Annotated in this window: 21 protein-coding genes; 15 read left to right on the forward strand and 6 right to left on the reverse strand. The window is 72.1% G+C overall.

Annotated elements, in window-relative coordinates; genetic code table 11:
* The first annotated feature begins 58 nt into the window (after positions 1-58).
* Positions 59-2,647 (forward strand): aminopeptidase N, encoded by a 2,589-nt coding sequence (gene pepN, locus ABEA82_RS02945; RefSeq protein ID WP_345659733.1) that lies wholly within the window; start codon positions 59-61, stop codon positions 2,645-2,647.
* 104 nt (positions 2,648-2,751) lie between these two features.
* On the opposite strand, the gene ABEA82_RS02950 is transcribed toward pepN, so the two are convergent.
* Positions 2,752-3,687 (reverse strand): EamA family transporter, encoded by a 936-nt coding sequence (locus ABEA82_RS02950; protein ID WP_345659734.1) that lies wholly within the window; start codon positions 3,685-3,687, stop codon positions 2,752-2,754.
* 107 nt (positions 3,688-3,794) lie between these two features.
* Here ABEA82_RS02950 and ABEA82_RS02955 point away from each other — a divergent pair, with 107 nt between their 5' ends.
* The gene (locus ABEA82_RS02955; RefSeq protein ID WP_345659735.1) at positions 3,795-4,307 is read left to right on the forward strand and encodes a MarR family winged helix-turn-helix transcriptional regulator; all 513 of its coding nucleotides are present in this window, start codon (positions 3,795-3,797) and stop codon (positions 4,305-4,307) included.
* 56 nt (positions 4,308-4,363) lie between these two features.
* Here the strand turns inward: ABEA82_RS02955 and ABEA82_RS02960 are convergent, their stop codons facing one another.
* The 3 genes from ABEA82_RS02960 to ABEA82_RS02970 form a co-directional block, all read right to left on the reverse strand.
* Positions 4,364-4,651 carry a hypothetical protein gene (locus ABEA82_RS02960; protein ID WP_345659736.1) on the reverse strand — a complete coding sequence of 96 codons (288 nt, stop codon included), beginning with the start codon at positions 4,649-4,651 and terminating at the stop codon, positions 4,364-4,366.
* 74 nt (positions 4,652-4,725) lie between these two features.
* Entirely contained in the window at positions 4,726-6,810 is a 2,085-nt protein-coding gene (gene malQ, locus ABEA82_RS02965) for a 4-alpha-glucanotransferase (protein ID WP_345659737.1), read from the reverse strand.
* A 9-nt stretch (positions 6,811-6,819) separates the two neighbouring features.
* A complete protein-coding gene (locus tag ABEA82_RS02970) occupies positions 6,820-7,089 on the reverse strand; it encodes a hypothetical protein (protein WP_345659738.1) in 270 nt (89 codons plus the stop codon).
* A 224-nt stretch (positions 7,090-7,313) separates the two neighbouring features.
* Between ABEA82_RS02970 and ABEA82_RS02975 the strand changes: the two genes are divergently transcribed.
* The 4 genes from ABEA82_RS02975 to ABEA82_RS02990 all read left to right on the forward strand — a co-directional run bounded on the left by ABEA82_RS02975 (position 7,314) and on the right by ABEA82_RS02990 (position 13,404).
* Positions 7,314-10,742, forward strand: coding sequence for a beta-N-acetylglucosaminidase domain-containing protein (locus ABEA82_RS02975; protein WP_345659739.1), 3,429 nt, complete (start codon positions 7,314-7,316; stop codon positions 10,740-10,742).
* Between the two features lie 93 nt (positions 10,743-10,835).
* Positions 10,836-11,369 (forward strand): PadR family transcriptional regulator, encoded by a 534-nt coding sequence (locus tag ABEA82_RS02980; protein WP_345659740.1) that lies wholly within the window; start codon positions 10,836-10,838, stop codon positions 11,367-11,369.
* Complete coding sequence (locus ABEA82_RS02985; RefSeq protein WP_345659741.1) at positions 11,366-12,052, forward strand: ABC transporter ATP-binding protein; 687 nt, start codon at positions 11,366-11,368, stop codon at positions 12,050-12,052. Before ABEA82_RS02980 ends, ABEA82_RS02985 begins: the two co-directional genes overlap by 4 nt.
* Entirely contained in the window at positions 12,049-13,404 is a 1,356-nt protein-coding gene (locus ABEA82_RS02990) for an FtsX-like permease family protein (protein WP_345659742.1), read from the forward strand. Before ABEA82_RS02985 ends, ABEA82_RS02990 begins: the two co-directional genes overlap by 4 nt.
* 91 nt (positions 13,405-13,495) lie before the next feature.
* Here the strand turns inward: ABEA82_RS02990 and ABEA82_RS02995 are convergent, their stop codons facing one another.
* Entirely contained in the window at positions 13,496-14,032 is a 537-nt protein-coding gene (locus ABEA82_RS02995; protein WP_345659743.1) for an HNH endonuclease, read from the reverse strand.
* Positions 14,033-14,346: 314 nt separating this feature from the next.
* Here ABEA82_RS02995 and ABEA82_RS03000 point away from each other — a divergent pair, with 314 nt between their 5' ends.
* Entirely contained in the window at positions 14,347-15,438 is a 1,092-nt protein-coding gene (locus ABEA82_RS03000; RefSeq protein ID WP_345659744.1) for a mechanosensitive ion channel family protein, read from the forward strand.
* A 49-nt stretch (positions 15,439-15,487) separates the two neighbouring features.
* Here the strand turns inward: ABEA82_RS03000 and ABEA82_RS03005 are convergent, their stop codons facing one another.
* Complete coding sequence (locus ABEA82_RS03005; RefSeq protein ID WP_345659745.1) at positions 15,488-15,823, reverse strand: hypothetical protein; 336 nt, start codon at positions 15,821-15,823, stop codon at positions 15,488-15,490.
* 441 nt (positions 15,824-16,264) lie between these two features.
* Here ABEA82_RS03005 and ABEA82_RS03010 point away from each other — a divergent pair, with 441 nt between their 5' ends.
* The 8 genes from ABEA82_RS03010 (at position 16,265) to ABEA82_RS03045 (ending at position 25,200) form a co-directional block, all read left to right on the forward strand.
* The gene (locus tag ABEA82_RS03010) at positions 16,265-17,476 is read left to right on the forward strand and encodes an ROK family transcriptional regulator (RefSeq protein WP_345659746.1); all 1,212 of its coding nucleotides are present in this window, start codon (positions 16,265-16,267) and stop codon (positions 17,474-17,476) included.
* A gap of 77 nt (positions 17,477-17,553) precedes the next feature.
* Positions 17,554-18,891 (forward strand): ABC transporter substrate-binding protein, encoded by a 1,338-nt coding sequence (locus ABEA82_RS03015; protein ID WP_345659747.1) that lies wholly within the window; start codon positions 17,554-17,556, stop codon positions 18,889-18,891.
* 12 nt (positions 18,892-18,903) lie between these two features.
* Positions 18,904-19,848: a carbohydrate ABC transporter permease gene (locus ABEA82_RS03020; RefSeq protein WP_345659748.1), complete on the forward strand. Its 945-nt coding sequence runs from the start codon at positions 18,904-18,906 to the stop codon at positions 19,846-19,848.
* On the forward strand, positions 19,845-20,738 hold the full coding sequence (locus ABEA82_RS03025; protein WP_345659749.1) for a carbohydrate ABC transporter permease: 894 nt from the start codon (positions 19,845-19,847) through the stop codon (positions 20,736-20,738). Before ABEA82_RS03020 ends, ABEA82_RS03025 begins: the two co-directional genes overlap by 4 nt.
* A 6-nt stretch (positions 20,739-20,744) precedes the next feature.
* On the forward strand, positions 20,745-22,010 hold the full coding sequence (locus ABEA82_RS03030; protein WP_345659750.1) for a 6-phospho-beta-glucosidase: 1,266 nt from the start codon (positions 20,745-20,747) through the stop codon (positions 22,008-22,010).
* On the forward strand, positions 22,001-22,972 hold the full coding sequence (locus tag ABEA82_RS03035; protein ID WP_345659751.1) for an N-acetylglucosamine kinase: 972 nt from the start codon (positions 22,001-22,003) through the stop codon (positions 22,970-22,972). Before ABEA82_RS03030 ends, ABEA82_RS03035 begins: the two co-directional genes overlap by 10 nt.
* A gap of 264 nt (positions 22,973-23,236) precedes the next feature.
* Complete coding sequence (locus ABEA82_RS03040; RefSeq protein ID WP_345659752.1) at positions 23,237-23,869, forward strand: hypothetical protein; 633 nt, start codon at positions 23,237-23,239, stop codon at positions 23,867-23,869.
* Positions 23,866-25,200, forward strand: a complete 1,335-nt coding sequence (locus ABEA82_RS03045) for a copper resistance CopC/CopD family protein (protein ID WP_345659753.1) — start codon at positions 23,866-23,868, stop codon at positions 25,198-25,200. Before ABEA82_RS03040 ends, ABEA82_RS03045 begins: the two co-directional genes overlap by 4 nt.
* Positions 25,201-25,210 lie beyond the last annotated feature (10 nt).

Consider the following 25,210-nt stretch of genomic DNA (forward strand, 5'->3'; position numbering starts at 1 on the left):
TGAGGCGAGGCTGCCGTGGAAGGATGGCGCAAGCCACCCATACCGAGGAGATGACCGCGTGCCTGGCACAAACCTGACCCGCGAGGAGGCGCAGCAGCGGGCGAAGCTGCTCGCCGTTGACTCGTACGAGATCGAACTCGACCTCTCCGGCGCGCAGGAGGGCGGCACCTACCGGTCCGTGACCACGGTGCGCTTCGACGTCACGGCGGAGGCCGGCGCCGAGAACGGGGCGGAGTCGTTCATCGACCTGGTGGCCCCGGCGGTGCACGAGGTGACCCTGAACGGAGACTCCCTCGACCCCGCCGAGATCTTCGCGGACTCCCGGATCGCCCTGCGCGGCCTGCTCCGGGGCCGCAACATCCTGCGGGTGGTCGCCGACTGCGCGTACACCAACACCGGTGAGGGCCTGCACCGTTTCGTCGACCCGGTCGACGACCAGGCGTACCTCTACACGCAGTTCGAGGTGCCGGACGCCCGCCGGGTGTTCGCGAGCTTCGAGCAGCCGGACCTCAAGGCGACCTTCCAGTTCACGGTGAAGGCGCCGGAGGGCTGGACCGTCGTCTCCAACTCGCCCACGCCGGAGCCCCAGGACAACGTCTGGGTCTTCGAGCCGACGCCGCGCATCTCGTCGTACATCACGGCGCTGATCGTCGGCCCGTACCACTCGGTGCACAGCGTGTACGAGAAGGACGGCCAGTCCGTCCCGCTCGGCATCTACTGCCGGCCCTCGCTCGCGGAGTACCTCGACTCGGACGCCATCTTCGAGGTGACCCGGCAGGGCTTCGAGTGGTTCCAGGAGAAGTTCGACTACACGTACCCGTTCAAGAAGTACGACCAGCTGTTCGTGCCGGAGTTCAACGCGGGCGCGATGGAGAACGCGGGCGCGGTGACCATCCGCGACCAGTACGTGTTCCGGTCGAAGGTGACGGACGCGGCGTACGAGGTGCGCGCGGAGACCATCCTGCACGAGCTGGCCCACATGTGGTTCGGCGACCTCGTGACCATGGAGTGGTGGAACGACCTGTGGCTGAACGAGTCGTTCGCCACGTACACCTCGATCGCCTGCCAGGCGGCCCACCCCGAGTCGCGCTGGCCGCACTCCTGGACCACGTTCGCCAACTCCATGAAGACGTGGGCGTACCGCCAGGACCAGCTGCCGTCGACGCACCCGATCATGGCCGAGATCAACGACCTCGACGACGTGCTCGTCAACTTCGACGGCATCACGTACGCCAAGGGCGCGAGCGTACTCAAGCAGCTCGTCGCGTACGTCGGCGAGGACGAGTTCTTCCGGGGCGTACAGGCGTACTTCAAGGCGCACGCGTTCGGCAACACGCGCCTGTCGGACCTGCTGGGCGCCCTGGAGGAGACCTCGGGGCGTGATCTGAAGTCGTGGTCGAAGGCCTGGCTGGAGACGGCCGGCATCAACGTGCTGCGTCCGGAGATCGAGACGGACGCCGACGACGTCGTCACGTCCTTCGCCATCCGCCAGGAGGCCCCGGCCCTGCCCGCCGGCGCCAAGGGCGAGCCGACGCTGCGGCCGCACCGCATCGCCGTCGGCCTGTACGAGCTCGACGAGGCGAGCGGCAAGCTGGTCCGCCGGGAGCGCGTCGAGCTGGACGTGGACGGCGAGCTGACGGCCGTGCCGCAGCTGGCCGGTCAGCGCCGCCCGGCCGTGATCCTGCTCAACGACGACGACCTGTCGTACGCCAAGGTCCGCCTGGACGAGCAGTCGCTGGCCTTCGTCACGGAGCACCTCGGCGACTTCGAGTCCTCCCTGCCCCGTGCCCTGTGCTGGGCGTCGGCCTGGGACATGACGCGCGACGCCGAGCTGGCGGCCCGCGACTACCTGTCCCTGGTGCTCTCGGGCATCGGCAAGGAGTCCGACATCGGCGTCGTGCAGTCGCTGCACCGCCAGGTGAAGCTGGCGATCGACCTGTACGCCGACCCGGCCGCCCGGGAGGCGCTGCTGGCCCGCTGGACCGACGCGACGCTGGCCCACCTGCGGGCGGCGGCGCCGGGCAGCGACCACCAGCTGGCGTGGGCGCGCGCGTTCGCCGCGACGGCCCGCACGCCCGAGCAGCTGGACGTGCTGGACGCGCTGCTGGACGGCTCGCAGACCATCGACGGCCTGGTCGTCGACACGGAGCTGCGGTGGTCGTTCGTGCAGCGGCTCGCCGCGGTCGGCCGGTTCGACGAGGCGGAGATCGCGGGCGAGTACGAGCGTGACCGGACAGCCGCCGGTGAGCGTCACGCCGCCACGGCCCGGGCCGCCCGTCCGACCCCGGAGGCCAAGGCGGAGGCATGGGCGTCGGTCGTCGACTCCGACAAGCTGCCGAACGCCGTGCAGGAGGCGGTGATCGGCGGCTTCGTCCAGACCGACCAGCGTGAGCTGCTCGCCCCGTACGCGGACCGGTACTTCGAGGTGGTCAAGGACATCTGGGAGTCCCGCTCCCACGAGATGGCCCAGCAGATCGCCGTCGGCCTCTACCCGACGGTCCAGGTCTCGCAGGAGACCCTGGACCGGACGGACGCCTGGCTGGCCTCGGCCGAGCCGAGCGCGGCCCTGCGGCGGCTGGTCTCGGAGTCCCGCGCGGGCGTGGAGCGCGCCCTGCGTGCCCAGCGTGCGGACGCGGCGGCGGAGTAGCCGACCACACGCGTGTAAGGGGGCGCCCGGCGACTTGCCGGGCGCCCCTGTCTTTTCGGAGGCCGGTGGTCCCGGGGTCCCGAGGGCCGGTGGTCTCGGGGGATCTACCGTCGCGGTGCCGTGTCCGTCAGGTCCGTCGCACGGTCGAGGGGGTTCCTTCGGGTGAATCTGACGACGCGTGCCTCCCGAGTGACGAACTGCCCCGCCACGGTCGCCCCGAACGTCAGCCCCATGCCCACCAGTTGCACGGGCGTGAGCGCCTGGTCGAGCGCCGCCCAGCCGACGACGGCCGCGGTGAGCGGGGAGAGCGGGCCGAGGAAGGTGACCTGGGTGGCGGTGAGGCGGCCGATGCCGCGGAACCACAGCCAGTAGGCGACCGCCGTGTTCGCGACGGCGAGGTAAAGGTAACCGCCGGCCGCCCGGGCGTCCAGGGCTGGTGGCGCGCCCTCGACGAGGAGGGCGAGGGGCGCGATGAGCAGGCCTCCGGCGGTCAGCTGCCAGCCGGTGAGGGCCAGCGGGCCGACGCCCTCGGGCCTGCCCCACCGCTGGGTGAGCACGGTGCCGGTGGACATCGACGCGGTGGCGGCGACAGCCGCCAGCACGCCGAGCGCGTCCAGCGCCCCGGCCGCCCGCAGGACGACGAGGCTGACGCCGAACGCGGCCACGGCCCCGGTCAGCAGCGTGCGCCGGGTCGGCCGCTGCCCGAGCAGCAGCGCCGAGAGCCCGGCCACGAACAGCGGCCCGGCCGAGCCGACCACCGCCGCCATGCCGCCGGGCAGCCGGTACGCGGAGAGGAACAGCAGCGGGAAGAAGGCGCCGATGTTCAGCGCGCCGAGCACCGCCGCCTTCCACCACCAGGCACCGCGCGGCAGCACCCGGGCGACGGCGAGCAAGAGCAGACCGGCGGGCAGCGCGCGCATCAGCCCGGTGAACAGGGGGCGGTCGGCCGGGAGGAACTCGGTGGTGAGCGCGTAGGTCGTGCCCCAGGAGATGGGGGCGAGGGCGGTGAGGGCGATGAGAGCCGGGCGGGAGGCGGCCATGGGGAGACACCCTTCGAAGTAGGTCGGCAGAAAGTAGCTTAGCGCTAAGCAACTTTCCGTCAAGCTACTTTCTTGCGGGTGACCGAGCCTCGGCCGATACTCGTGCCATGAGCGAACGCCCTGAGCAGCGCAAGGACCCCGTCGACGCGATCATCGAGCAGTGGGCGACGGTCCGGCCCGACCTGGACACCACCGCCATGGAGGTCTTCGGCCGGGTCGGCCGGCTCTCGCTCGCGATGGGTGACCGGATGGCCAAGGCGTACGCGAAGTTCGGGATCTCACGCGGGGAGTTCGACGTGCTGGCGACCCTGCGCCGCTCCGGGGAGCCCTACACGCTCTCTCCCCGCCAGCTGTCCGCGACGCTGATGCTCACGACCGGCGGCATGACGGGGCGTCTGGACAAGCTGGAGCGTGCGGGGCTGCTGCGCCGCTCGCCGGATCCGCACGACCGGCGCGGGCTGCGTGTCACGCTCACCGACAAGGGCCTCGGGGTGGTCGACGAGGCGGTCGCGGCGGGCCTGGCCGTCCAGACGGAGGCGCTGTCCGCCCTGGACGCGGAACGGGCCGCCCTCCTGGCCGGCCTCCTGCGGGAACTGCTGGCGGGGACGGAGAGGCCCTGACGACAACGAGGGCGTCGCGCGGTGACCGCGGCGACGCCCTCGAAGAGGAACGCTGATCAGGCCTTGACTTCGCTCTTCGCCTCGGCCTTGGTGGCGATGTTGGAGCTGGTCGGGTCCTTCTTCTTGTGCGACTTGTCGCCGGCCATCACCAGACCTGCGATGACCAGGTACAGCACGATCGGGGCAAAGACGAAGAGGCCCAGCGTCTCGATGACGCTCAGGCCCGTACCGGGGTCGTCACCGTCGTCGCGCGTGAGCGCGGAGGCGGGCGACGACAGGAGCAGCATCATCAGCGTCGTACCGGCTGCCAGGGCGCCGGCGCGCAGGGCGTTCTTCTTGTCCACGGTGTCAAAAGTATCCAACGCCGAGTGGGGACGCGCGTCCGGGGTGCCGTAAGGAGTCCCGAGAGGCCCTCGCCTCACGCGCCGCCGTCCCGGAGCACACTCATCAGCGCGTGCAGCCGAGGCGACGCCGCCAGGTCCTCCAGCGTCACAGGGCGCCCCTCCGCGTCCGCGATCGGCAGGCGCCAGTTCGGGTACTGGTCCCAGGTGCCCGGAAGGTTCTGCGGGCGGCGGTCGCCCACCCCGTCCGGGAGCCAGACGCCGATCATGCGGGCCGGGGTGCGCAGCAGGAAGCGGTGGACGGCCTGGATCTCGGCCTCCTCCGAGGACGTGTCGGTGCCGCCGGTGCCGCCGTCCAGCAGGCCGAGGCTGTTGAGCAGGGCCAGCCACTCCCCCGTGTCGGCGGCGGCTTCGGCGCGCTCCTCCGCCAGGGGGCGGGTCAGCAGGCCGAGGCTGTCACGGAGCTCGACGTGCTCACCGCTGAGGCGGGCGGCCGTGGAGGGCAGGTCGTGGGTGGTGGCGGTGGCCAGGCAGTCGGAGCGCCAGCCGCCGGGGGGCAGGGGGCGGCCGTCACCCTCCCAGTCGCGTTCGAACCACAGCACGGACGTGCCGAGCACCCCGCGCTCGCGGAGCTTCTCGCGGACGCCGGGTTCGACGGTGCCCAGGTCCTCACCGATCACCAGGGCCCCGGCCCGGGAGGCCTCCAGGACGAGGACCGCGAGCATGGCCTCGGCGTCGTAGCGGACGTAGGTGCCCTCCGTGGGCGGACGGCCCTCGGGGACCCACCACAGGCGGAACAGGCCCATGACGTGGTCGATGCGCAGGGCTCCGGCGTAGCGGAACAGGGCGCGGAGCAGTTCGCGGAACGGGGTGTAGCCCGAGGCGGCCAGGCGGTCGGGGCGCCAGGGCGGCAGGCCCCAGTCCTGGCCGCGCGCGTTGAAGGCGTCCGGCGGGGCGCCCACCGACATCCCGGCGGCGAAGTACTCCTGCTGCGCCCAGGCGTCGGCGCCGCCGGGGTGCACGCCGACCGCGAGGTCGTGCACGATCCCGACCCGCATCCCGGCCTCGCGGCCCGCGCGCTGTGCGGCGGTGAGCTGGGTGTCGGTGAGCCAGGCGAGCCGCGTCCAGAAGTCGACCCTGTCCATGAGCCCGGACCGGGCGCGGGCGACGTCGGGCGAGCGGGGGTCACGCAGGCCGGTCGGCCAGCGGTGCCAGTCCGAGCCGTGCACCTCGGCGAGCGCGCACCAGGTGGCGTGGTCCTCCAGGGCATGGCCCTGCCCGGCGAGGAAGTCGCAGTAGGCGGCGCGCCTGCCGGGACCGAGCGGCACCTCGCACAGCAGCTCCAGCGCCTCCCGCTTGAGCTCCCACACGGCGTCCCGGTCGATCAGCGCGCCCTCCGTCAGCACCGCTTCGCGCAGCCGTCCTGCTCCCTCCAGCAGGGGGCGCAGCCGCTCGCGGTCCTCGACGTAGGCGTACTCGGGGACGTCCTCGATCCGCAGGTGCACGGGGTCGGGGAAGCGGCGTGAGGAGGGGCGGTACGGGGAGGGGTCGGTGGGCGCGCCGGGCACGGCCGCGTGCAGCGGGTTGACCTGGACGAACCCGGCGCCGAACGACCTCCCGGCCCAGCCGGCCAGTTCCGCGAGGTCGCCGAGGTCGCCCATGCCCCAGGAGCGGCGGGAGAGGAGGGAGTACAGCTGGACGAGGAGTCCGTGCGAGCGTGCGGTGGCGGCGGGCAGGCGGGGCGGGGCGACGATCAGGTGGGCGGTGGCCGTGCGGCCGTCGGGGGCGGTGGCGGTCAGGCGGTGGACGCCCGGCGGGAGCCGCTCGGCAGAGGTGTGTGTCTCGCCCTGCTCGGTGTCGACGCGCAGCCGGGTGCCGTCGGGGAGCGCGGCCAGGGCGGCCGGGGGGCCGGTGCCCCAGCCGACCACCGTGGGCGGCAGCAGTCGTGCGCCCAGTTCCCGCTCCCGGGCGGCGAGCGCGGCGCGGACGGCGCCGGGCGTGCTCGCGTCCACCCCGAGAGCGGCGAGGGTGAGGGTGACCGCGGTGGCCGAGGCCGGAACCGAACGGTCCGGGGAGGGGCTGTAGGACGTGGCGACGCCGTGCAGGTCGGCGAGGCGCGACAGGTCCTCGGAGGGCGGTTCGGCCGGCCGGGATGCGGTCATCCAGGCCCCCTAGGACCTCATGTAGTCCGGCACGAAGGCGGAGGGCTCGCTGGTCAGGGGGGCGGATTCGGCGAGCGGCGGTTCACTGGTGAGGGGCTCGGCGTCGGGCAGCGGGGGCTCGCTGGTCAGCGGCGGCTCGGCGCAGGTGCTCTCGGCGCTGAAGATGCAGTAGTGGGGGTCGTCGTAGCGGGGATCGTCGTAGTGCGGGTCGAGTTCGGCGGACGTGTCCGCCACGGGTTTGGACGGGGCCGGGAGCGGAAGGAAAGTCATCGCAGCCACGGGGGCCTCCTAGTCTGGTTCGTCGTTCGACGGGTTATCGCAGCCCTACCCAGTCGAGGCGAGGACAGACGCCCCAGGCCGAACATCGTGCTTCTGTTCACATTCCACTCCCCTCCACTTCCTCCAGAGTCCGACAAATCGGCCACACCGGCCACTCCCGTTGACACCTTCACCGCAGGGGTGGTGGGCTCGTTCTCCCGGTCGAACACATCAGGAGGGGGCCTGTGGGACTGAGGCGTGGGAAGCGGGCAGTGGCTCTCGCGGTCGCCGTCGTCGCCGGAAGCCTCGGCATCCCGCCCGCCGCGGTGGCCGCTCCGCCCGCCCCGGGCACGACCGCGACGCCGACCCCCGACAGCGCCGGGCCGGACCTCTCCGTCTGGCCGCGGCCGCAGTCCTTGCGCGGGAACGGCGCCCCGGTCGCGGTGCCGGACGAGGTCGCCCTGATCACCGGCCCCGGGGCCGACCCCTACGCCGTCGAGGCCCTGCGCGAGCTGCTGGGCGAGGCCGGGGCCCGCAGGATCACCGACTCCGCCGAGCAGCGGCCGGGAGCGCTGACGGTGCGCGCTTCGACCGAGCCGGTACGCCGGGGCGACCGGCACGCGCTCCCCTCCGGGGGATACGAGCTGTCCGTGGGCGCGGGCGGCGTGTCCCTCACCGGCACCGGTCAGGACGGACTGTTCCACGCGGTGCAGACGCTGCGGCAGCTCCTGCGACCCGACGGCACCCTCGCGGCGGCCGTCGTACGCGACTGGCCCGGCACCGCCGTGCGCGGCATCGCCGAGGGCTTCTACGGCACCGCGTGGACGCACGGGCAGCGGCTGGGACAGCTCGACTTCATGGGGCGCACCAAGCAGAACCGCTACCTGTACGCCCCCGGCGACGACCTGTACCGGCAGGCGCGCTGGCGGGAGCCGTACCCGGCGCGGCAGCGGGCCGAGTTCCGGGAGCTGGCCGAGCGGGCGCGCCGCAACCACGTCACCCTCGGCTGGGCGGTGGCTCCGGGCCAGGCGATGTGCTTCGCCTCGGACGCCGACGTGCGCGCGCTGACGCGCAAGCTCGACGCCATGTGGGCGCTGGGCTTCCGGGCCTTCCAGCTCCAGTTCCAGGACGTCAGCTACAGCGAGTGGCACTGCGGCGCGGACGCCGACCGGTTCGGCTCCGGCCCGCGGGCCGCCGCGCGGGCGCAGGCCCGGGTGGCGAACGCGGTGACCCGGCACCTGGCGGAACGGCATCCCGGCGCCGCGGCCCTGTCCCTGATGCCGACCGAGTACTACGAGGACGGCTCGACCGACTACCGGCGGGCCCTCGCGGACGCGCTGGACGCGGAGGTCGAGGTGGCCTGGACGGGTGTCGGGGTGGTGCCCCGCACCATCACGGGCGGCGAACTGGCCGGCGCGCGGAAGGCGTTCGGGCATCCGCTGGTCACGATGGACAACTACCCGGTCAACGACTACGAGCCGGGCCGTATCTTCCTCGGCCCCTACCAGGGCCGCGAACCGGCCGTGGCCTCCGGATCGGCCGCCCTGCTCGCCAACGCGATGCAGCAGCCGGAGGCGTCCCGCATCCCGCTGTTCACCGCCGCCGACTACGCCTGGAACCCCCGCGCCTACCGTCCCGGGGAGTCCTGGCGGGCCGCGATCACCGACCTCGCGGGCGGGGACCGGGACCGCGAGGAGGCCCTGGCCGCGCTCGCCGGGAACGACGCGTCGTCGGTCCTCGGCGGTGAGGAGTCCGCGTATCTGCGCCCGCTGACGGAGGCGTACTGGCGGGCCCGTACGGCGGGCGGGGCCGGGACGGACGGTGACGCCGGGCGGCGGCTGCGCGAGGCGTTCACGGTGCTGCGCGAGCTGCCCCGGCGGCTGACGGGCACCGGCCTCGGCTCCGAGGTCGCCCCCTGGGCCGAGCAGCTGTCCCGCTACGGCGAGGCGGGCACGGCCGCGCTCGACATGCTGGACGCGCAGCGCGCCGGCGACACGGCGGCGGCCTGGACGGCGTATCGCAGGCTCGGCACGCTGCGGGCCCGGCTGGAACCGGCCTCGGTCGAGGTCGGCACGGACGTGCTGGACCCGTTCCTGCGGCAGGCGCAGAAGGCGTACGCGGCTTGGTCGGGCATCCACCACGAGCCGCCCCCGAACCCCGGCGACCCGGGCGCCGGCCGCACCCTGCGCTTCCCGCACCCCCGGGACCTGACCGCCGTGACGGTCCTCACCGACCCCGGCACCGAGGGCAGTGTCGAACTGCATGTGCCGGGCGAGGGCTGGCGGACCGTCGGCCGGCTGTCCCCGTCGGGGGCGACGGAGGTACGCGTACCGGGCCGGGCCGGGCCGGACGCCCCCCGGCCGGACACGCCGGGCACGTCCCCGACCCGGACACCAGGTGCTCCACGGGCCCAGACACCGGGGCAGGACCGGCGGGACGACCACCAGCCGAAGGCCTCGCCCACGACCGGGACACAGGCCCCGAGCCGGGCCGGGCAGGACGCCCCCCGGCCGGACACACCGGGCACGCCCCCGACCCCGACACCGGGGACTCCACGGGCCCAGGCACCCGGGCAGGACCAGCGGGACGACCACCAGCCGGAGGCTTCGCCCACGACCGGGACACAGGCTCCGGGCCGGACCCGGGAGGACGACCCCCGCCCCCGGACACCGGGGCAGGACCAGCAAGCCGGGCACGAGATCTCGCACCGGCCCGAGACGCGGGCACCGGGCCAGGCCCGGCAGGACCACCCCCGGCCGGACACACCGGGCACGCCCCCGACCCGGACACCGGGCCAGGGCCGGGCGGCAGAGCGGCCGCCGGGCGCACCCGGGCAGGGCCGGGCGGAGGGTCGCGCCCCGGCCGCGTCCGGCACGGCCGGGGCCCGGGGCGGGCTCCGGGCCGACGCCGTCCGGGTCACCGGCCCCGCCGCCTCCCGCGTTCGCCATCTGGTGCCGTGGTTCACGGACTCCCCCGCCACCTCCCTGTCGCTGCCGCGCGATCGCGTGGACGCCGAGAACGGCAAGACGGAGCGGCTGACGGCCGGGCTGGGCTCGCTGCGCCCCGCCGACGCCCGGGGCAGGCTCACCGTGAAGGCGCCCGAGGGCGTCCAGGTGCGGGTGCCGAGGAACGAGCTGACCGTGCCGCGCGGCACGACCGTGGAGGTCCCGGTCGAGGTGACCGTGGAGCGCGGCTCGCCGGGGCGGTCGTACGACATCCGGCTGGGGTTCGCGGGAGCGACCCGCACGCTCACCGTCCGGGCCTTCCCGCCCACCGGCGGACCCGACCTGGCGCGCACCGGCACGGCACGTTCCTCGGCCGACGAGACGCCCGACTTCCCCGCCTCGGCGGCGAACGACGGCGACCCGGAGACCCGCTGGTCCTCCCCGGTCGACGACGGCGCCTGGTGGCAGGTCGAGCTGGCCCGCCCGACACGGCTCGGGCAGCTCGTGCTGAGCTGGCAGGACGCCCACCCCTCGGCGTACCGCGTCCAGGTCTCGCCGGACGGCCGCCGCTGGCGCACGGCGGCCGCGGTACGGGACGGCAAGGGCGGCCGGGAGAGCGTCCGCATGGACGAGCGTGACGTCCGCTTCGTGCGGGTGCAGGGCGAGAAGCGGGCGACCCCGTACGGGTACTCGCTGTGGTCCGTGGAGGCGTACGCCGTCACCGAGTGACCTGTCCGGAGCTCCGGTCGGACTTCCCCCGGCCGGAAGTCGATCAGGCCCCACTATTCACTCAGTACATGTACTCAGTACATAATGATCGGCATGAGCACCCGCCACATCCTGCTGGGCCTGCTCGCCTCGGGGCCGAGCCATGGCTACGACCTCAAGCGACGCCACGACGAACGCTTCCCCCAGGCCCGTCCCCTCGCCTACGGGCAGGTCTACACGACGCTCCAGCGCCTCGTCCGGGACGGCCTCGCCGAAGTCGAGGGCACCGACTCGGACGGCGGCCCGGAGCGGACGATGTACCGCACGACCGACGAGGGGACGCACGAACTGTCCCGCTGGTCCGGCGCGATCGCGCCGCCCGCCCCCTTCGTGGCGAACGAGATCTTCGCCAAGGTCGTGGTCGCCATCCTCGCGGGCGGCGACCCGGCCGGGTACCTGAGCGCCCAGCGCACCGCCCACATGGAGCGGATGCGGGAACTCACGGCGGTCAAGGCCGCCAAGGGCGCCGACCTGGCGACCGTGCTCTCGGCGGACTACGCCCTCAACCACCTCGACGCCGACCTCCGCTGGATGAGCACCACGGCGGCCCGGCTGACCACCCTGACCGCGGAGGTCGACGCAGTATGAGCAGACCCGTGCCCCTCCTCTCGGCGAGCGGCCTCACCAAGGCACACGGCAGGACACCCGCCCTGCGCGGCGCCTCGGTCGAGCTGCACGCGGGCGAGATACTCGCCGTGACCGGCGCGAGCGGCAGCGGCAAGTCGACGCTGCTGCACTGTCTGGCCGGGATCGTCCGCCCGGACGAGGGCTCGGTGACGTACGACGGGCGGCGGCTGGAGGACCTGTCCGAGAAGCGGCTGAGCGAGCTGCGCCGCACCGAGTTCGGCGTGGTGTTCCAGTTCGGGCAGCTCATCCCCGAGCTGACGGCCCTGGACAACGTCGCCCTCCCGCTGCTGCTGGCGGGCACCGACCGGGCCGGCGCCCGGGCCCGGGCCGCCGAGTGGCTGGAGCGGTTCGGGGTGCGCGGCCAGGGGGAGGCGCGGCCGGGCGAGATGAGCGGCGGCCAGGCCCAGCGGGCCGCCCTGGCCCGGGCCCTGGTCACCGGCCCGAAGGTGGTCTTCGCCGACGAGCCGACGGGGGCGCTGGACTCGCTGTCCGGCGAGCAGGTCATGACGGCCCTGGTCCACACGGCCCGCGAGTCGGGCACGGCGGTCGTGCTGATCACCCACGACGCCCAGGTGGCGGCGTACGCGGACCGCGAGGTGCAGCTCCTCGACGGCACGGTGGCCCCGCTGGGGGTGACGGCATGAACCCCTTGCGCTCCGATCTGCGTCTCGCCTGGGAACTCACCCGGGGTTCCGACCGCGGCGAGTGGTGGCGGGTGACGCTCACGGCGACGGGAGCCGCGCTCGCGACGGGGTTCGCGCTGGCCGCCGTCGCCCTCGCCTCGCTGCGCGGCAGCGCCGACGTGTCCGTCGCGGAGGGTCTGCTGGACGAGCCCGGTACGCGGTCCGGTGTGATCGTCGGCCTGCTGCTTCTGCTCGTGCCGGTGCTCGGCTTCCTCGGCCAGTGCGCCCGGATCGGCGCGGTGCACCGCGACCGGCGGCTGGCCGGGCTGCGGCTGGCCGGGGCGACGCCCTGGCAGGTGCGGCGGATCGCGGCACTGGAGACCGGGCTGGCCTGTCTGCTGGGCTCGGCGGTCGCCACCGTCTTCTCGGTGCTGTTCCTGCTGCGCCTGTGGGACCGGCCGAACGCCCTGACGTGGGCGGGGATCGCCCTGGTCGCCGTGGCCGTACCAGTCCTGGGCGCGGTCACGGGCGCGCTGGCGCTGCGCCGGGTGGTGGCCTCGCCGCTCGGCTGGGTGCGCCGGGTCGGGCCGCGCGGCGGGCGGGGGCCCGGGCTGCTGTTCCTCGCCGGGATCCTGGTCGTGGCGGTGATGGCGCTGCTGACCGTGGCCACGACGTCCACGGCCGCCGCCGACCGGCCGGGCGGCGGGCCGCCGCTGACCCTGATGGGCGCGGTCCTCGCGGTCGGGGCGGGCGCGGTGTGGCTCTCCGGCGCCACCGCGCGGGCGACCGGGCGGATCCTCGCGGTCCGGGCCCGGTCGGCGGCGACCCTGATCGCGGCGGAACGGCTGCGCGACGACCCGTGGTCGGCCGCCCGCACCCATGCGGCGGTGCTGCTGGTGACGGTCGTCGGGACCGGCTTCCTGGGCATCCGGCAGGTGCTGGGCGACGTGGTGCGCACCGAGGAGCACCTCGCCGAGAGCGAGTCCTACTACACCACCGGTCTCGACCTCACCGGCGCCGCCATCGTGGTCGCCTTCGCGATCACCCTGTCCGGTCTCGCCGTCGGCACAGCCGAGTCCCTGGCCACCCGCCGCCGGGGCCTGGCCGCGCAGGCCGCCGCCGGGGTGCCGCGCACGGTGCTCGCCAAGGCCCTGCTGCTGGAGACCGCGCTGCCGCTGGCGCCCGCGGTGCTGCTCGCGGGCCTCGGCGGGATGGCCATCGGCACGTGGTACGCCGCGCTCTCGGGCCGCGCCGTGCCATGGGCGACGGCCCTGGTGCCCCTCGCCGTCCACGCCGCCTGCCTGCTGGCCGCGGCCACCTCGCTGCCCCTGCTGCGCCGCACGCTGCGCCCGGGGGAGCTGCGGTACGCGTAAGGGCGCACCGCATGACGGCCCGGCCCGGGGGAACGGGGGTTCCCCGGGCCGGCCGGTGCCGCACGCGGCAATACGAAGGCCCGGATCGTCGTCAGGCGGGAATGCCGTCGATCCGGGCCATGGCGTCGTCCGCGCCGTACGGTTGCAAGTACGGCAGCCAGCGCGGATCCCGGTGACCGGTCCCGATGATGCGCCAGGCCAGGCCGGAGGGCGGGGCGGGTTTGTGGCGCAGCCGCCAGCCGATCTCGACGAGATGCCGGTCGGCCTTCACGTGGTTGCAGCGGCGGCAGGACGCCACCACGTTGTCCCAGACGTGTTTGCCCCCGCGGCTGCGCGGGATGACGTGGTCGACGCTGGTTGCGACGCCACCGCAGTACATGCACCGGCCCCCGTCGCGGGCGAACAGCGCCCGGCGGGTCAGTGGAACGGGCCCCCGATAGGGAACCCGGACGAATCGCTTGAGCCGGACCACGCTGGGTGCGGGGACTGTGACGGTCGCGCTGTGCAGGTAGGCGCCGGACTCCTCGAGACATACGGCCTTGTTCTCGAGGACGAGGACGAGCGCGCGGCGGAGCGGTACGACACCTAGCGGCTCGTACGACGCGTTGAGGACCAGGACATGCGGCACGGATGCCTCCTTGGACGCCGGCGGCGCGTGGCTCGCGCCGGGACGATTCGTAGTCAGTCTCTCCTCATGCCTGGTGGAAGCGCCACCATGTCCCGGTAACGGGCTGGGAGTGTTTTCGACCACATCTGATTCATCCCCCAGATCATGGCCTGTTCAAGCCCAGGTGAGCACGGTCTCTCCTTCACACATTCCGAGGGAGCACACACAATGCCCCGTTAGTGTGGTGGTTCTGTCCCTTCGGTGACCCAGTCGTGACCTTGACCCCCGCCGGACCACCGCACCGGGGCAGACCGTTGCACCTGGAGGTATCTGCCGTGTCCCTGTCCGCGATCCTGCTCGCCGCCGGTCCGTCGCCGTCGCCGACACCCTCGGACACAGAGACCCCGAGAGTCCCCTCGCTCCAGGACGCCCAGGAGAAGGCGACGAACGCCGCCGGCTGGGTCGAGCAGAACTGGTCGACGTGGCTCGCGATCGGCTTGCAGGTCCTGCTCGTCGTGGTGATAGCGACAGTACTGCGGATCGTGGTGCGCCGGGCGATCACCAAGCTCATAGACCGGATGAGCCGCACCGAGCAGTCGGTGGACGGCTCAGCCCTGGGCGGCCTGCTGGTCAACCTCGAGCGCCGCCGTCAACGTTCCCAGGCGATCGGCTCGGTACTGCGCTCGGTCGCGAGCTTCCTGATCATCGGCACCGCGGCCCTGATGATCCTCTCCGCGTTCAACATCAATCTGGCGCCGCTGCTGGCGTCCGCCGGTGTCGCCGGTGTGGCGATCGGTTTCGGCGCCCGCAACCTCGTCACGGACTTCCTGTCCGGCGTCTTCATGATCCTGGAGGACCAGTACGGCGTCGGCGACACGATCGACGCGGGCGTCGCCTCCGGCGAGGTGATCGAGGTGGGCCTGCGCGTGACCAAGCTGCGCGGCGACGGCGGTGAGATCTGGTACGTGCGCAACGGCGAGGTCAAGCGCATCGGCAACCTCTCCCAGGGCTGGGCCACGGCCAACGTGGACGTCACGGTCCACGCCGGTGAGGACCTGGACAAGGTCAAGGCCACGCTCGACGAGGTCGCCGAGAAGATGGGCGCCGAGGAGCCGTGGAACGAACTGCTGTGGGGCCCGATCGAGGTCCTCGGTCTGGACAGCGTGCTGCTGGACTCCATGGTCGTGCGCGTCACGGCCAAGACCATGCCCGGCAAGTCCCTGACCGTGGAGCGCGAGCTGCGCTGGCGCATCAAGCGGGCCTTCGACGCGGCCGGCATCCGCATCGTCGGCGGTGCCACGGCCCCGCTGGAGGAGCAGACCTCCGACCCGACGGCGGGGATGGCCGCCCCGTCGGTCTACGCCAACTCCACCTCGCCGCAGTCCCAGGCCGCGACGCCGCTGGCCCCGCCGAGCGTGACCAAGTAGGACCTCCGCACCGAAGAAAGGGCTCCCGTCACCGGGAGCCCTTTCGCGTTCAGCAGGTCTTCTTGTGCTCGAACTTGATCGGCGGCGTGTAGAAGACGTGGGAACCCTTCTTTCCGCCCCCCACCCATATGCACTCGTGCGACAGCCCCGCATTGGTCGTCACATAGAGACCGTGGCTGCCCGCGCACGTGTTGTGGTAATAGACGGTGTAACTCGCGATACCGTCGTCACCCCATGAGTAATTGAAGCAGGTGACGCTTCCCCGCTGCACCTTCTTCACGGAAATTCCGCCGTCACCGGCGGCGGCACTCGCCGGAGCAGTCGACAGCGCCCCCACCGCGAGAGCAGCCCCCACCAGAGACCCGAGCAGCTTGAGCTTGCGCAACGTGCCCCCTCCTTCTGATTCCCCTTGATGAAACTCGCCACCGACGCATGCGGCAGCAAGCGCTCACTTTGCCATTCGATCTCTCGCAATTCAAACGGCAATACACATGGACAACGAATGGATGACGTCGAGATCACCGAAAGGGAAAAGGGGGAACCGTGAGGTCTGTTTTTCCATCTCCCTTCTAACAGCACGTCCACGGGCGCGCAGCCTGAGGGCGCGAACGCGACGCCCCCGCGGACGCGCGACCCGAGCCACGGCGCCGATCCGGCGACCACCCCTTGACGCCGCACCCCCTTCGCCCTACCTTCCTCTCAACCAACAGGAAACTTTCCTAACAGTGCTCGTGAGGCTCGGCTTCCCCCCGACGCCGGTCGCCGGATGGACTTCCCCTCCTGATCACTGAAAAGCTGAGCAGCCGAAGGGCAGGTGTGGACACGCATGGCAGGAACCGCCGGAACGCCGGGCACCCCACGCGTCCTGCGCGCCATGAACGACCGGGCCGCCCTGGACCTGCTGCTGGAGCACGGTCAGCTGTCCCGCACCCGGATCGGCAAGCTCACCGGCCTGTCCAAGCCGACCGCCTCCCAGCTCCTGGCCCGCCTGGAGGCGGCGGGCCTCGTCCTGGCCACCGGCACCACCGAAGGCCGACCCGGCCCGAACGCCCAGCTCTACGAGGTCAACCCGGCCGCCGGACACGCCGCCGGACTCGACGTCACCCCGCAGCGGATCATCGCCGCCGTCGCCGACATCACCGGCCGCACGGTCGGCCGTCACGAACTGCCCACCCCCGGCAGGCGCACCGGCACCCCGGTCGTCCGTCAGGTCACCGACGCCCTGGACGGCGCGGTGAAGGCGGCGGGCCTCACCCGGGGCGACATCCACCGCCTCGTCATCGGCACTCCCGGCGCCTTCGACCCCACGACGGGCCGGCTGCGCTACGCCTCCCACCTGCCCGGCTGGCACTCCCCGACCCTCCTGGACGAGCTCGCCGCCGCGCTGCCGATGCCGTTCGAGTACGAGAACGACGTCAACCTGGTCGCGCTCGCCGAACAGCGCCTCGGCGCGGCCCGGGGCCACACGGACTTCGTGCTGCTGTGGAACGAGGAGGGCCTGGGCGCCGCCCTGGTCCTCGGCGGCCGGCTGCACCGCGGCTGGACCGGCGGCGCCGGCGAGGTCGGCTTCCTGCCGGTGCCGGGCACGCCTCTGGTCCGTCAGGTCACCAAGGCCAACAGCGGCGGCTACCAGGAGCTCGCCGGTTCACAGGCCGTACCCCGGCTGGCCCGCGAGCTCGGCATCGAGGACATCCCGCCGGGCCCGTACGCCGAGGCCGCCGCCGCGCTGGTGTCCAGGGCGGCGGAGACCGACGACGCAGCCCACCGCCGTCTCCTCCAGACCTACGCGACCCGGCTGGCGACCGGTCTGGCCTCCCTCGTCTCGGTCCTCGACCCCGAACTCGTCGTGCTGAGCGGCGCCTCCCTCACCTCGGGCGGCGAGGCGCTGCGCGCCCTCGTCCAGGCCGAGCTGGAGGAGCTGGCCGCGTCACGGCCGCGCCTGGTCGTGGGCGACGTGCGTGAACACCCCGTGCTGCGCGGCGCGCTGGAGAGTGCGCTCGCGACCACGCGCGACGAGGTCTTCGACACCTCCCGCTGACCCCACCCCCCTCCCCCGGTATTTCCCTTCTCCCCTCCCTCCTTCCTCTTCTTCCGCGTGCCTCAGGGAGCTCTGCCATGCCCGGAATTTCAAGAAAAACCGCCATAACACTCGCCGCCTCCGCCTCCGTCGCCCTCCTCGCCACCGCCTGCACCGGCCAGTCGGGGTCCGCCGCGAGTGACGACGCCTCGAAGGACACCACCATCAACTTCTGGCACGCCTGGAGCGCGCCCGCCGAGGTGAAGGCCGTCCGGTCCCTGATCGCCGGATTCGAGAAGGCGCACCCCAACATCCACGTCGACGTCGTCGGCAACATGACCGACGACAAGATCAACCAGGCCCTGCGCACCGGCGGCGCCAAGGCCCCGGACGTGATCTCGTCGTTCACCACGAACAGCGTCGGACGGTTCTGTTCCTCCGGCGCCCTGGTGGATCTCAACCCGTTCTTCGAGAAGTCCGGCGTCGACCCGGAGAAGACCTTCCCGAAGGCGATGAACCAGTACACCCAGTTCGACGGCAACCGCTGCGCGGTCCCGCTCCTCGGCGACGCCTACGGCCTCTACTACAACAAGACGGCCTTCGAGAAGGCCGGCATCACCAGCCCCCCGAAGACCTGGTCCGAGTTCGAGAAGGACGCGAAGAAGCTCACCATCCCCGAGGGCGACACCTACAAGCAGCTCGGCTTCATGCCGAACTACCACGGCTGGGAGACCACCACCGAGCACTACCTCGGCCAGTTCTCCCCCACGTACTTCGGCAAGGACGGCACGTCGAACGTCGCCAAGGACCCGGCCTTCGAGAACGCCTTCAAACTCCAGAAGAAACTGGTCGACGAACTGGGCGGCTACCGCAAGCTGGAGACCTACCGTTCGAAGCTCGGCGACGAATGGGGCCCCAAGCACCCCTTCCACACCGGCCAGGTCGCGATGCAGCTGGACGGCGAGTGGCGGCTGGGCATGGCCCTCGCCGCCAAGCCGAAGTTCGAGATCGGCGTGGCCCCGCTGCCCGTCCCCGACGACCAGGCCGACCAGTACGGCAAGGGCTACATCACCGGCACCATCGCGGGTGTCGCGGCGACCAGCAAGAAGCAGAACGCGGCCTGGGAGCTGGTGAAGTACATGACCACGGACACGGACGCGGTCGTGAACTTCTCCAACGCCATCCACAACGTCCCGTCGACGCTCGCCGCCCTGAAGTCCCCGAAGCTCACGTTCGACCCGCGCTTCAAGACGTTCCTGGAGATCGCCGCGAACCCGGACTCCACCACCGCCCCCGCCTCCGTCAACGGCGGCGTCTACCTCACCACCATCCAGGAGTTCGGCTACGACTACGAAAGCGGCAGGGCGACCGATCTCAAGGCGGGCCTGAAGAAGACGGCCCGGCAGATCGACACGGACATCGCGCAGGCGAAGTGAGCCAAGAGCATCATGAGCACTTACACGCTGCGCGCGAAACACCGCCGCTCGACCCTGCGCACCCTCGCCTTCCTCTCCCCGTGGCTGATCGGCTTCTCGGTCTTCTTCGCCTACCCGCTGCTCTCCACCGTCTACTTCTCCTTCATGCACTACGACGGCTTCCGGCCGCCGTCCTGGTCGGGCACGAAGAACTGGGGTTACGTCTTCGCGCACTACCCGTTCTTCTGGCCCGCCCTGCGCAACACCCTGTGGCTGGTCGTCATCATGGTCACGCTCCGGGTCGCCTTCGGCCTGGGCGTGGGCCTGCTGATCACCAGGATCAAGACGGCCACGGGTGTCTTCCGCACCCTCTTCTACCTGCCGTACCTCGCCCCGCCGGTGGCGGCCACGATGGCCTTCGCCTTCCTCCTCAACCCCGGCACGGGCCCGGTCGACTCCCTTCTGGAGAAAGCCGGTCTCCCCACCCCGGGCTGGTTCAACGACCCCGCCTGGTCGAAGCCGGCCCTCACCCTCCTGGCCCTCTGGGGCATCGGCGACCTGATGGTCATCTTCATGGCGGCGCTGCTCGACGTGCCGAAGGAGCAGTACGAGGCGGCCGAACTGGACGGCGCGACGCCCTGGCAGCGCTTCCGCTACGTCACGCTCCCGAACATCTCACCGATCGTCATGTTCGCGGTCGTCACCGGCGTCATCCAGACGATGCAGTACTACACACAGCCACTGATCGCCGGAAAGGTCGCGTCGGGCGTGATCCAGGGGGCGGGCACCCAGTTCGAGCCCGGCTACCCGGACAAGTCCACGCTCACCCTCCCCCAACTCGTCTACAACCTCGGCTTCCAGCGCTTCGACTACGGCTCCGCCTGTGTGGTGGCGCTGATCCTCTTCGTGCTCTCCATGGCCTTCACGGCACTTCTGATGCGCCGCCGGGGCGGCCTGATCCAGGCAGGTGACCGATGACTCAGGTACTCGACAAACCCCTGGAGTCGAAGGCACCGCCTTCCCCCGCGGAACGCACGGCCCACCGAAGGGCGTTGCTGGAATGGGTCGCGATCCACTCCGTGGGCATCGCGGCGGCCCTCTTCTTCACGCTCCCCTTCGTCTTCGTCCTCCTCACCTCCCTCATGAGCGACAGCCAGGCGCTCAGCCGCGACCTGATCCCGCACACCTGGGAGTGGGGCAACTACGCGAAGGTCTTCGACACCCCCGGCTTCCTCACGTGGTGGAAGAACACCCTCCTCTACGCGGGCCTGGGCACGGTCCTCACCGTCGTCTCCTCGATCCCCGTCGCCTACGCCCTGGCCAAGTTCCGCTTCCGCGGCCGCAACCTGGCCCTGATGCTGGTCATCTCGATGATGATGCTGCCGCCCCAGGTGGTCATCATCCCGATGTACCTGTTCTGGGCGAAGCAGCTGGACCTGTCCGGCACGCTCTGGCCGCTGATCATCCCGATGGCGTTCGGGGACGCGTTCTCGATCTTCCTGCTGCGCCAGTTCCTCACCACGATCCCCGACGAGTACCTGGACGCGGCGAGGGTCGACGGCTGCGGCGACCTGCGCACCCTCCTGAAGGTCGTCCTCCCGATGGCGAAACCGGGCATCGCCGCGGTGGCCCTCTTCCAGTTCTTCTACGCGTGGAACGACTACTTCGGCCCCCAGATCTACGCCTCGGAGAACCCGGGCGCCTGGACCCTCTCCTACGGCCTGGAGTCGTTCAAGGGTGCCCACCACACCGACTGGAACCTCACCATGGCCGCCACCGTGCTGGTCATGGCCCCCGTGATCCTCGTGTTCTTCTTCGCCCAGAAGGCGTTCGTCGAGGGCGTCACGCTCACCGGAGTGAAGGGTTAGACAGACGTGAAACTCACCGTGGTCGGCGCAGGCTCGACCTACACCCCCGAACTCGTGGACGGCTTCGCCCGGCTGCGGGACACCCTGCCCGTCGAGGAACTGGTCCTGATGGACCCGGCGGAGGACCGTCTGGACCTGGTCGGCGGCCTGTCCCGCCGTATCTTCGCCCGTCAGGGCCACCCGGGCCGGATCACCACCACCACCGACCTCGACCGGGCGGTGGACGGCGCGGACGCGGTGCTCCTCCAGCTCCGTGTCGGCGGCCAGGCGGCCCGTGCACAGGACGAGACCTGGCCCCTGGAGTGCGGCTGCGTGGGCCAGGAGACGACGGGCGCCGGCGGCCTGGCGAAGGCCCTGCGCACGGTCCCCGTCGTCCTGGACATCGCGGACCGCGTACGCCGCACCAACCCCGACGCGTGGATCATCGACTTCACCAACCCCGTGGGCATCGTCACCCGGGCCCTGCTCCAGGCGGGCCACAGGGCGGTCGGCCTGTGCAACGTGGCGATCGGCCTGCAACGCAAGTTCGCGGCCCTGCTGGGCGTGGGAGCCGCCGAGGTGCACCTGGACCACGTGGGCCTCAACCACCTCACGTGGGAGACCGGGGTACGCCTGGGCGGCCCGGAGGGCGAGGACGTCCTGCCCGAACTGCTGGGCGACCACGGCGACACGATCGCGACGGACCTGCGCCTGCCCCGCCCCCTCCTGGACCGCCTCGGCGTGGTCCCGTCGTACTACCTGCGCTACTACTACGCCCACGACGAGGTGGTCCGGGAACTGGGTACGAAGCCGTCCCGGGCCGCCGAAGTGGCGGCGATGGAACGGCGACTGCTGGAGCTGTACGCCGACCCGGCCCTCGACGAGAAGCCGGACCTGCTCGCCAAGCGGGGCGGCGCCTACTACTCGGAGGCGGCGGTGGACCTGGCCGCGGCCCTCCTCACCGGCACGGGCAGCCCGTACCAGGTGGTGAACACGTACAACCGGGGCACGCTTCCGTTCCTCCCCGACGACGCCGTGATCGAGGTACAGGCCGCGGTCGGCGCGAAGGGCGCGTCCCCCCTCCCCGTCCCCGCGGTGGGCCCCCTGTACGCGGGCCTGATGGCGAACGTGACGGCCTACGAGGAGCTGGCCCTGGAGGCGGCCCTGCACGGCGGCCGGACGCGCGTCTTCCAGGCCCTCCTCTCCCACCCCCTCATCGGCCAGTACGAGTACGCCGAGGCGCTCACCGACCGGCTGATCGCACACAACCGGGAGCACCTCGCGTGGGCCTGACCGCACGTGTCCTCGCCATCGACGCCGGCAACAGCAAGACGGACGTCGCGATCGTGACGGCGGACGGAGAAGTCCTGGCCACCGCACGCGGGGGCGGCTTCCGCCCGCCGGCCGTCGGACTGGAGACGGCCATGGGCGTGCTGGCCGACACGGTTTCGAGGGCGCTCATCACGGGGGGCCTCACGTCCGTCGACCACGTCTCGGCCTGCCTCGCCAACGCCGACTTCCCGGTCGAGGAGGAACAACTGGCGACCGCGCTGCGCGCCCGCGCGTGGGGGGCGACGGTGACGGTCCGCAACGACACGTTCGCGATCCTCCGCTCCGGGGTCACGGAACCCCGGGGCGTCGCCGTCGTCTGCGGCGCGGGCATCAACTGCGTGGGCATGCACCCCGACGGCCGCACGGCCCGCTTCCCCGCGCTGGGCAGGGTCTCGGGCGACTGGGGCGGCGGTTGGGGCCTGTCGGAGGAGGCGATGTGGCACGCGTCCCGCGCGGAGGACGGCCGCGGCCCCGCCACCGCCCTCGCCGACACCCTCCCCGCCCACTTCGGCCTCCCCTCCATGTACGCCCTGATCGAGGCCCTGCACCTGGGTCATGTGGCCCAGCCCCGCCGCCACGAACTGACCCCGGTCCTCTTCACCACGGCCGCCGACGGCGACCCGGTCGCCCGCGCGATCGTGGAACGCCAGGCGGAAGAGGTCGTCTCCATGGCGGTGGTCGCCCTGACCCGCCTGGACCTCCTGGACGAACCGGCGCCCGTCCTCCTGGGCGGCGGCGTCCTGGCGGCCCGGCACCCGCAACTCAACGACAAGATCACGGACTTGCTGACCGCCCTCGCCCCCAAGGCGCTCCCCCAGGTGATCGAGGCGAGCCCTGTCCTCGGCGCCGCCCTGCTGGGGCTGGACGAGGTGGGGGCGAGGGAGGGGGCGCAGGCGCGGTTGAGGGCGCACTTCGGGGGGTGAGAACGTGCTCACAGGGAAATTCCGGGCACGCTTTCGCGGTGATTCGGTGAAGAGTTAATACCTCGCCTGTTCGAATTCACGCACCCTTCAATTCTTTCACGGAATGCAATGTGGCATTAGGGCGCGGACGTCCGGCCTCACAGACCACCCCCAGCTCGAAGTGAGGCAATGAAACCGTCGATTAACTGACGTGTAGTCGTCGGGAATCGTTGTTTCTGATCCACTCCTCGGCACTGCGGTTCATGCACAGTGTCTGGAGGGCTCATGTCCTTGTTCGCCAGGGCTTCCTGGCCTGGAGACCATCGCGACGAGATCGTCGCCGGAACGCTCGTCGCGGCGGTGATCGTCGTCCTCGGCTACGCCTCCGGCATGGGCTCGCCGGTTCCCACGACGGTCGAAACCGCCGTACCTCCGGCTGCCAAGGCACCGTCCGAGTCGTCCGGCCCTGCCGACGACGGCTCGCAGGCCAGTGGCCCGGGGGTGACGGCTCAAGACCCGGGGGCCGGTTCGGTGGGCGGCGCCTGGCCCGGCGCCGGAGACGCCGGAATCCCGGTCACGGTCGGCACGCCGCCCGCTGCCGGGCACGAGGGCCACGGCGGGGGCGGGGCGGACACCGGGCACGGTCCGGCGCCCTCGCCTTCCGGATCCGCCACGACCCCGCCTTCACCCGCACCCTCGGACACCTGCGACGAGGGCGAAGTGCGTCTCGTCCGACCCTTGTTGAGCGGCACGCTCGACAAGGTGACCGGTCTGCTGGACGACGGCCTCACCGGGATGGCCGTGCCACCGTCGCCGCTGCCTTCGCCCTCGTCATCGCCCTCGTCGTCCCCCTCGCCGGACGGCCCGTGCGTCGGCGTGGCCGCCTCGCCCTCCGTGCTGACGGGGGTGCTTGAGTGACGAACCGTCTCCTGCCCCGGCTCCTCGCCGTCCTGACCGCCCTCGCCGCCGTGCTGCTCGCCGCGCCCGCCGCGTCCGCGCACGCTGAACTGGAGTCGTCCTCCCCGAAGACCGGCTCCCGGCTCGCCGGCACGCCCGCGACCGTACGGCTGACCTTCAGCGAGCCCGTCGATCCCGCCGACGTCGATGTCACCGCCGATGGGAAGCAGTTGCCCGTGGGCCGGGCCGCGCACGGCGACAGCGAAGGACGCGTCGTCGAGGTCGCCGTGCCGAAGACAGCCGGTCAGGAGCACCTCGCCCTGCATTGGCATGTGCTTGACACGGAGGACGGGCACGCGACCTCAGGCACCCTGTCCTTCAGGCTCACCCCGAAGGCCACCGGCGCGGCCGGCTCCGACGACGTACAGGCAGCCCCGCAGGAGCCGGAGACGGTGCGCGCGGCCTGGGTGGCCACCCGATGGGCCGGCTACCTCGCCCTCGCCGTCTACGTCGGCGGTATCGCGTTCCTCGCACTGCTCTGGCCTCAGGGCGCCCATGACCGCCGCACCCGGCGCATCCTCGCGCTCTCCTGGACCGTCGGCCTCGCGGCGAGCCTCCTGGCACCCGGGCTGCAGAGTGCGTACGGAGCGATGGGCACCGTCGGCGACGTGTTCCGGACCACTGCCTACACGGACCTGTTGAACACCGAGGTGGGCATCGTGGCCGCCTGCCGAGTGCTGCTGTGGGTGCTCGCGGCCGTCGTCCTGGCGGCACTGCTCCAAGGTGGAGAGCGGGCCGCACGATCGCCGGGCTGGCGCCTCGGTGCCCTCGCGGTCGGCCTCGGGCTGCTGCGCACCACCGGCATGACCGGTCACAACGCCGAGGGCACGCATCCTGGCTGGGGTGAGGTCGCGGACCTGGTCCATCTGCTCGGCGTCTCCCTCTGGCTGGGCGGGCTGACGCTCCTGCTGTTGGGGGTGCTGCCGAGGCGGCGCCCGGAGGAGTTGTCGGCGACGGTGTCCGGCTACTCCGTTCTGGCCGGGGTGTCGGTCGCGGCCGTCGCGCTGGCCGGCGCGGTGCTGACCTGGCAGGTGGTCGGCTCGTTCGACGCGCTGACCGGCACCGGCTACGGCAGGTTGCTCCTGCTGAAACTCGCCCTGCTGGCCACTGTCCTGGTGATCGCCCAGCGCAGCCGCGGTTGGGTGCGCACGCGGCTCGACATCGCCGTACTCCTGCGTGGCGACCGCGCCACCCTCCGGCCCTTCGTCTACTCGGTCGCTGCTGAGACGGGGCTCGTCCTCGTCGTCCTCGCCGCGACGAGTCTGCTGGTCACGTCCGCCCCGGGCCGCTGACCGGCGCCCC

Origin of the sequence: Streptomyces venetus, assembly GCF_039540295.1 — a bacterium.
GTDB classification, from domain to species: domain Bacteria; phylum Actinomycetota; class Actinomycetes; order Streptomycetales; family Streptomycetaceae; genus Streptomyces; species Streptomyces venetus.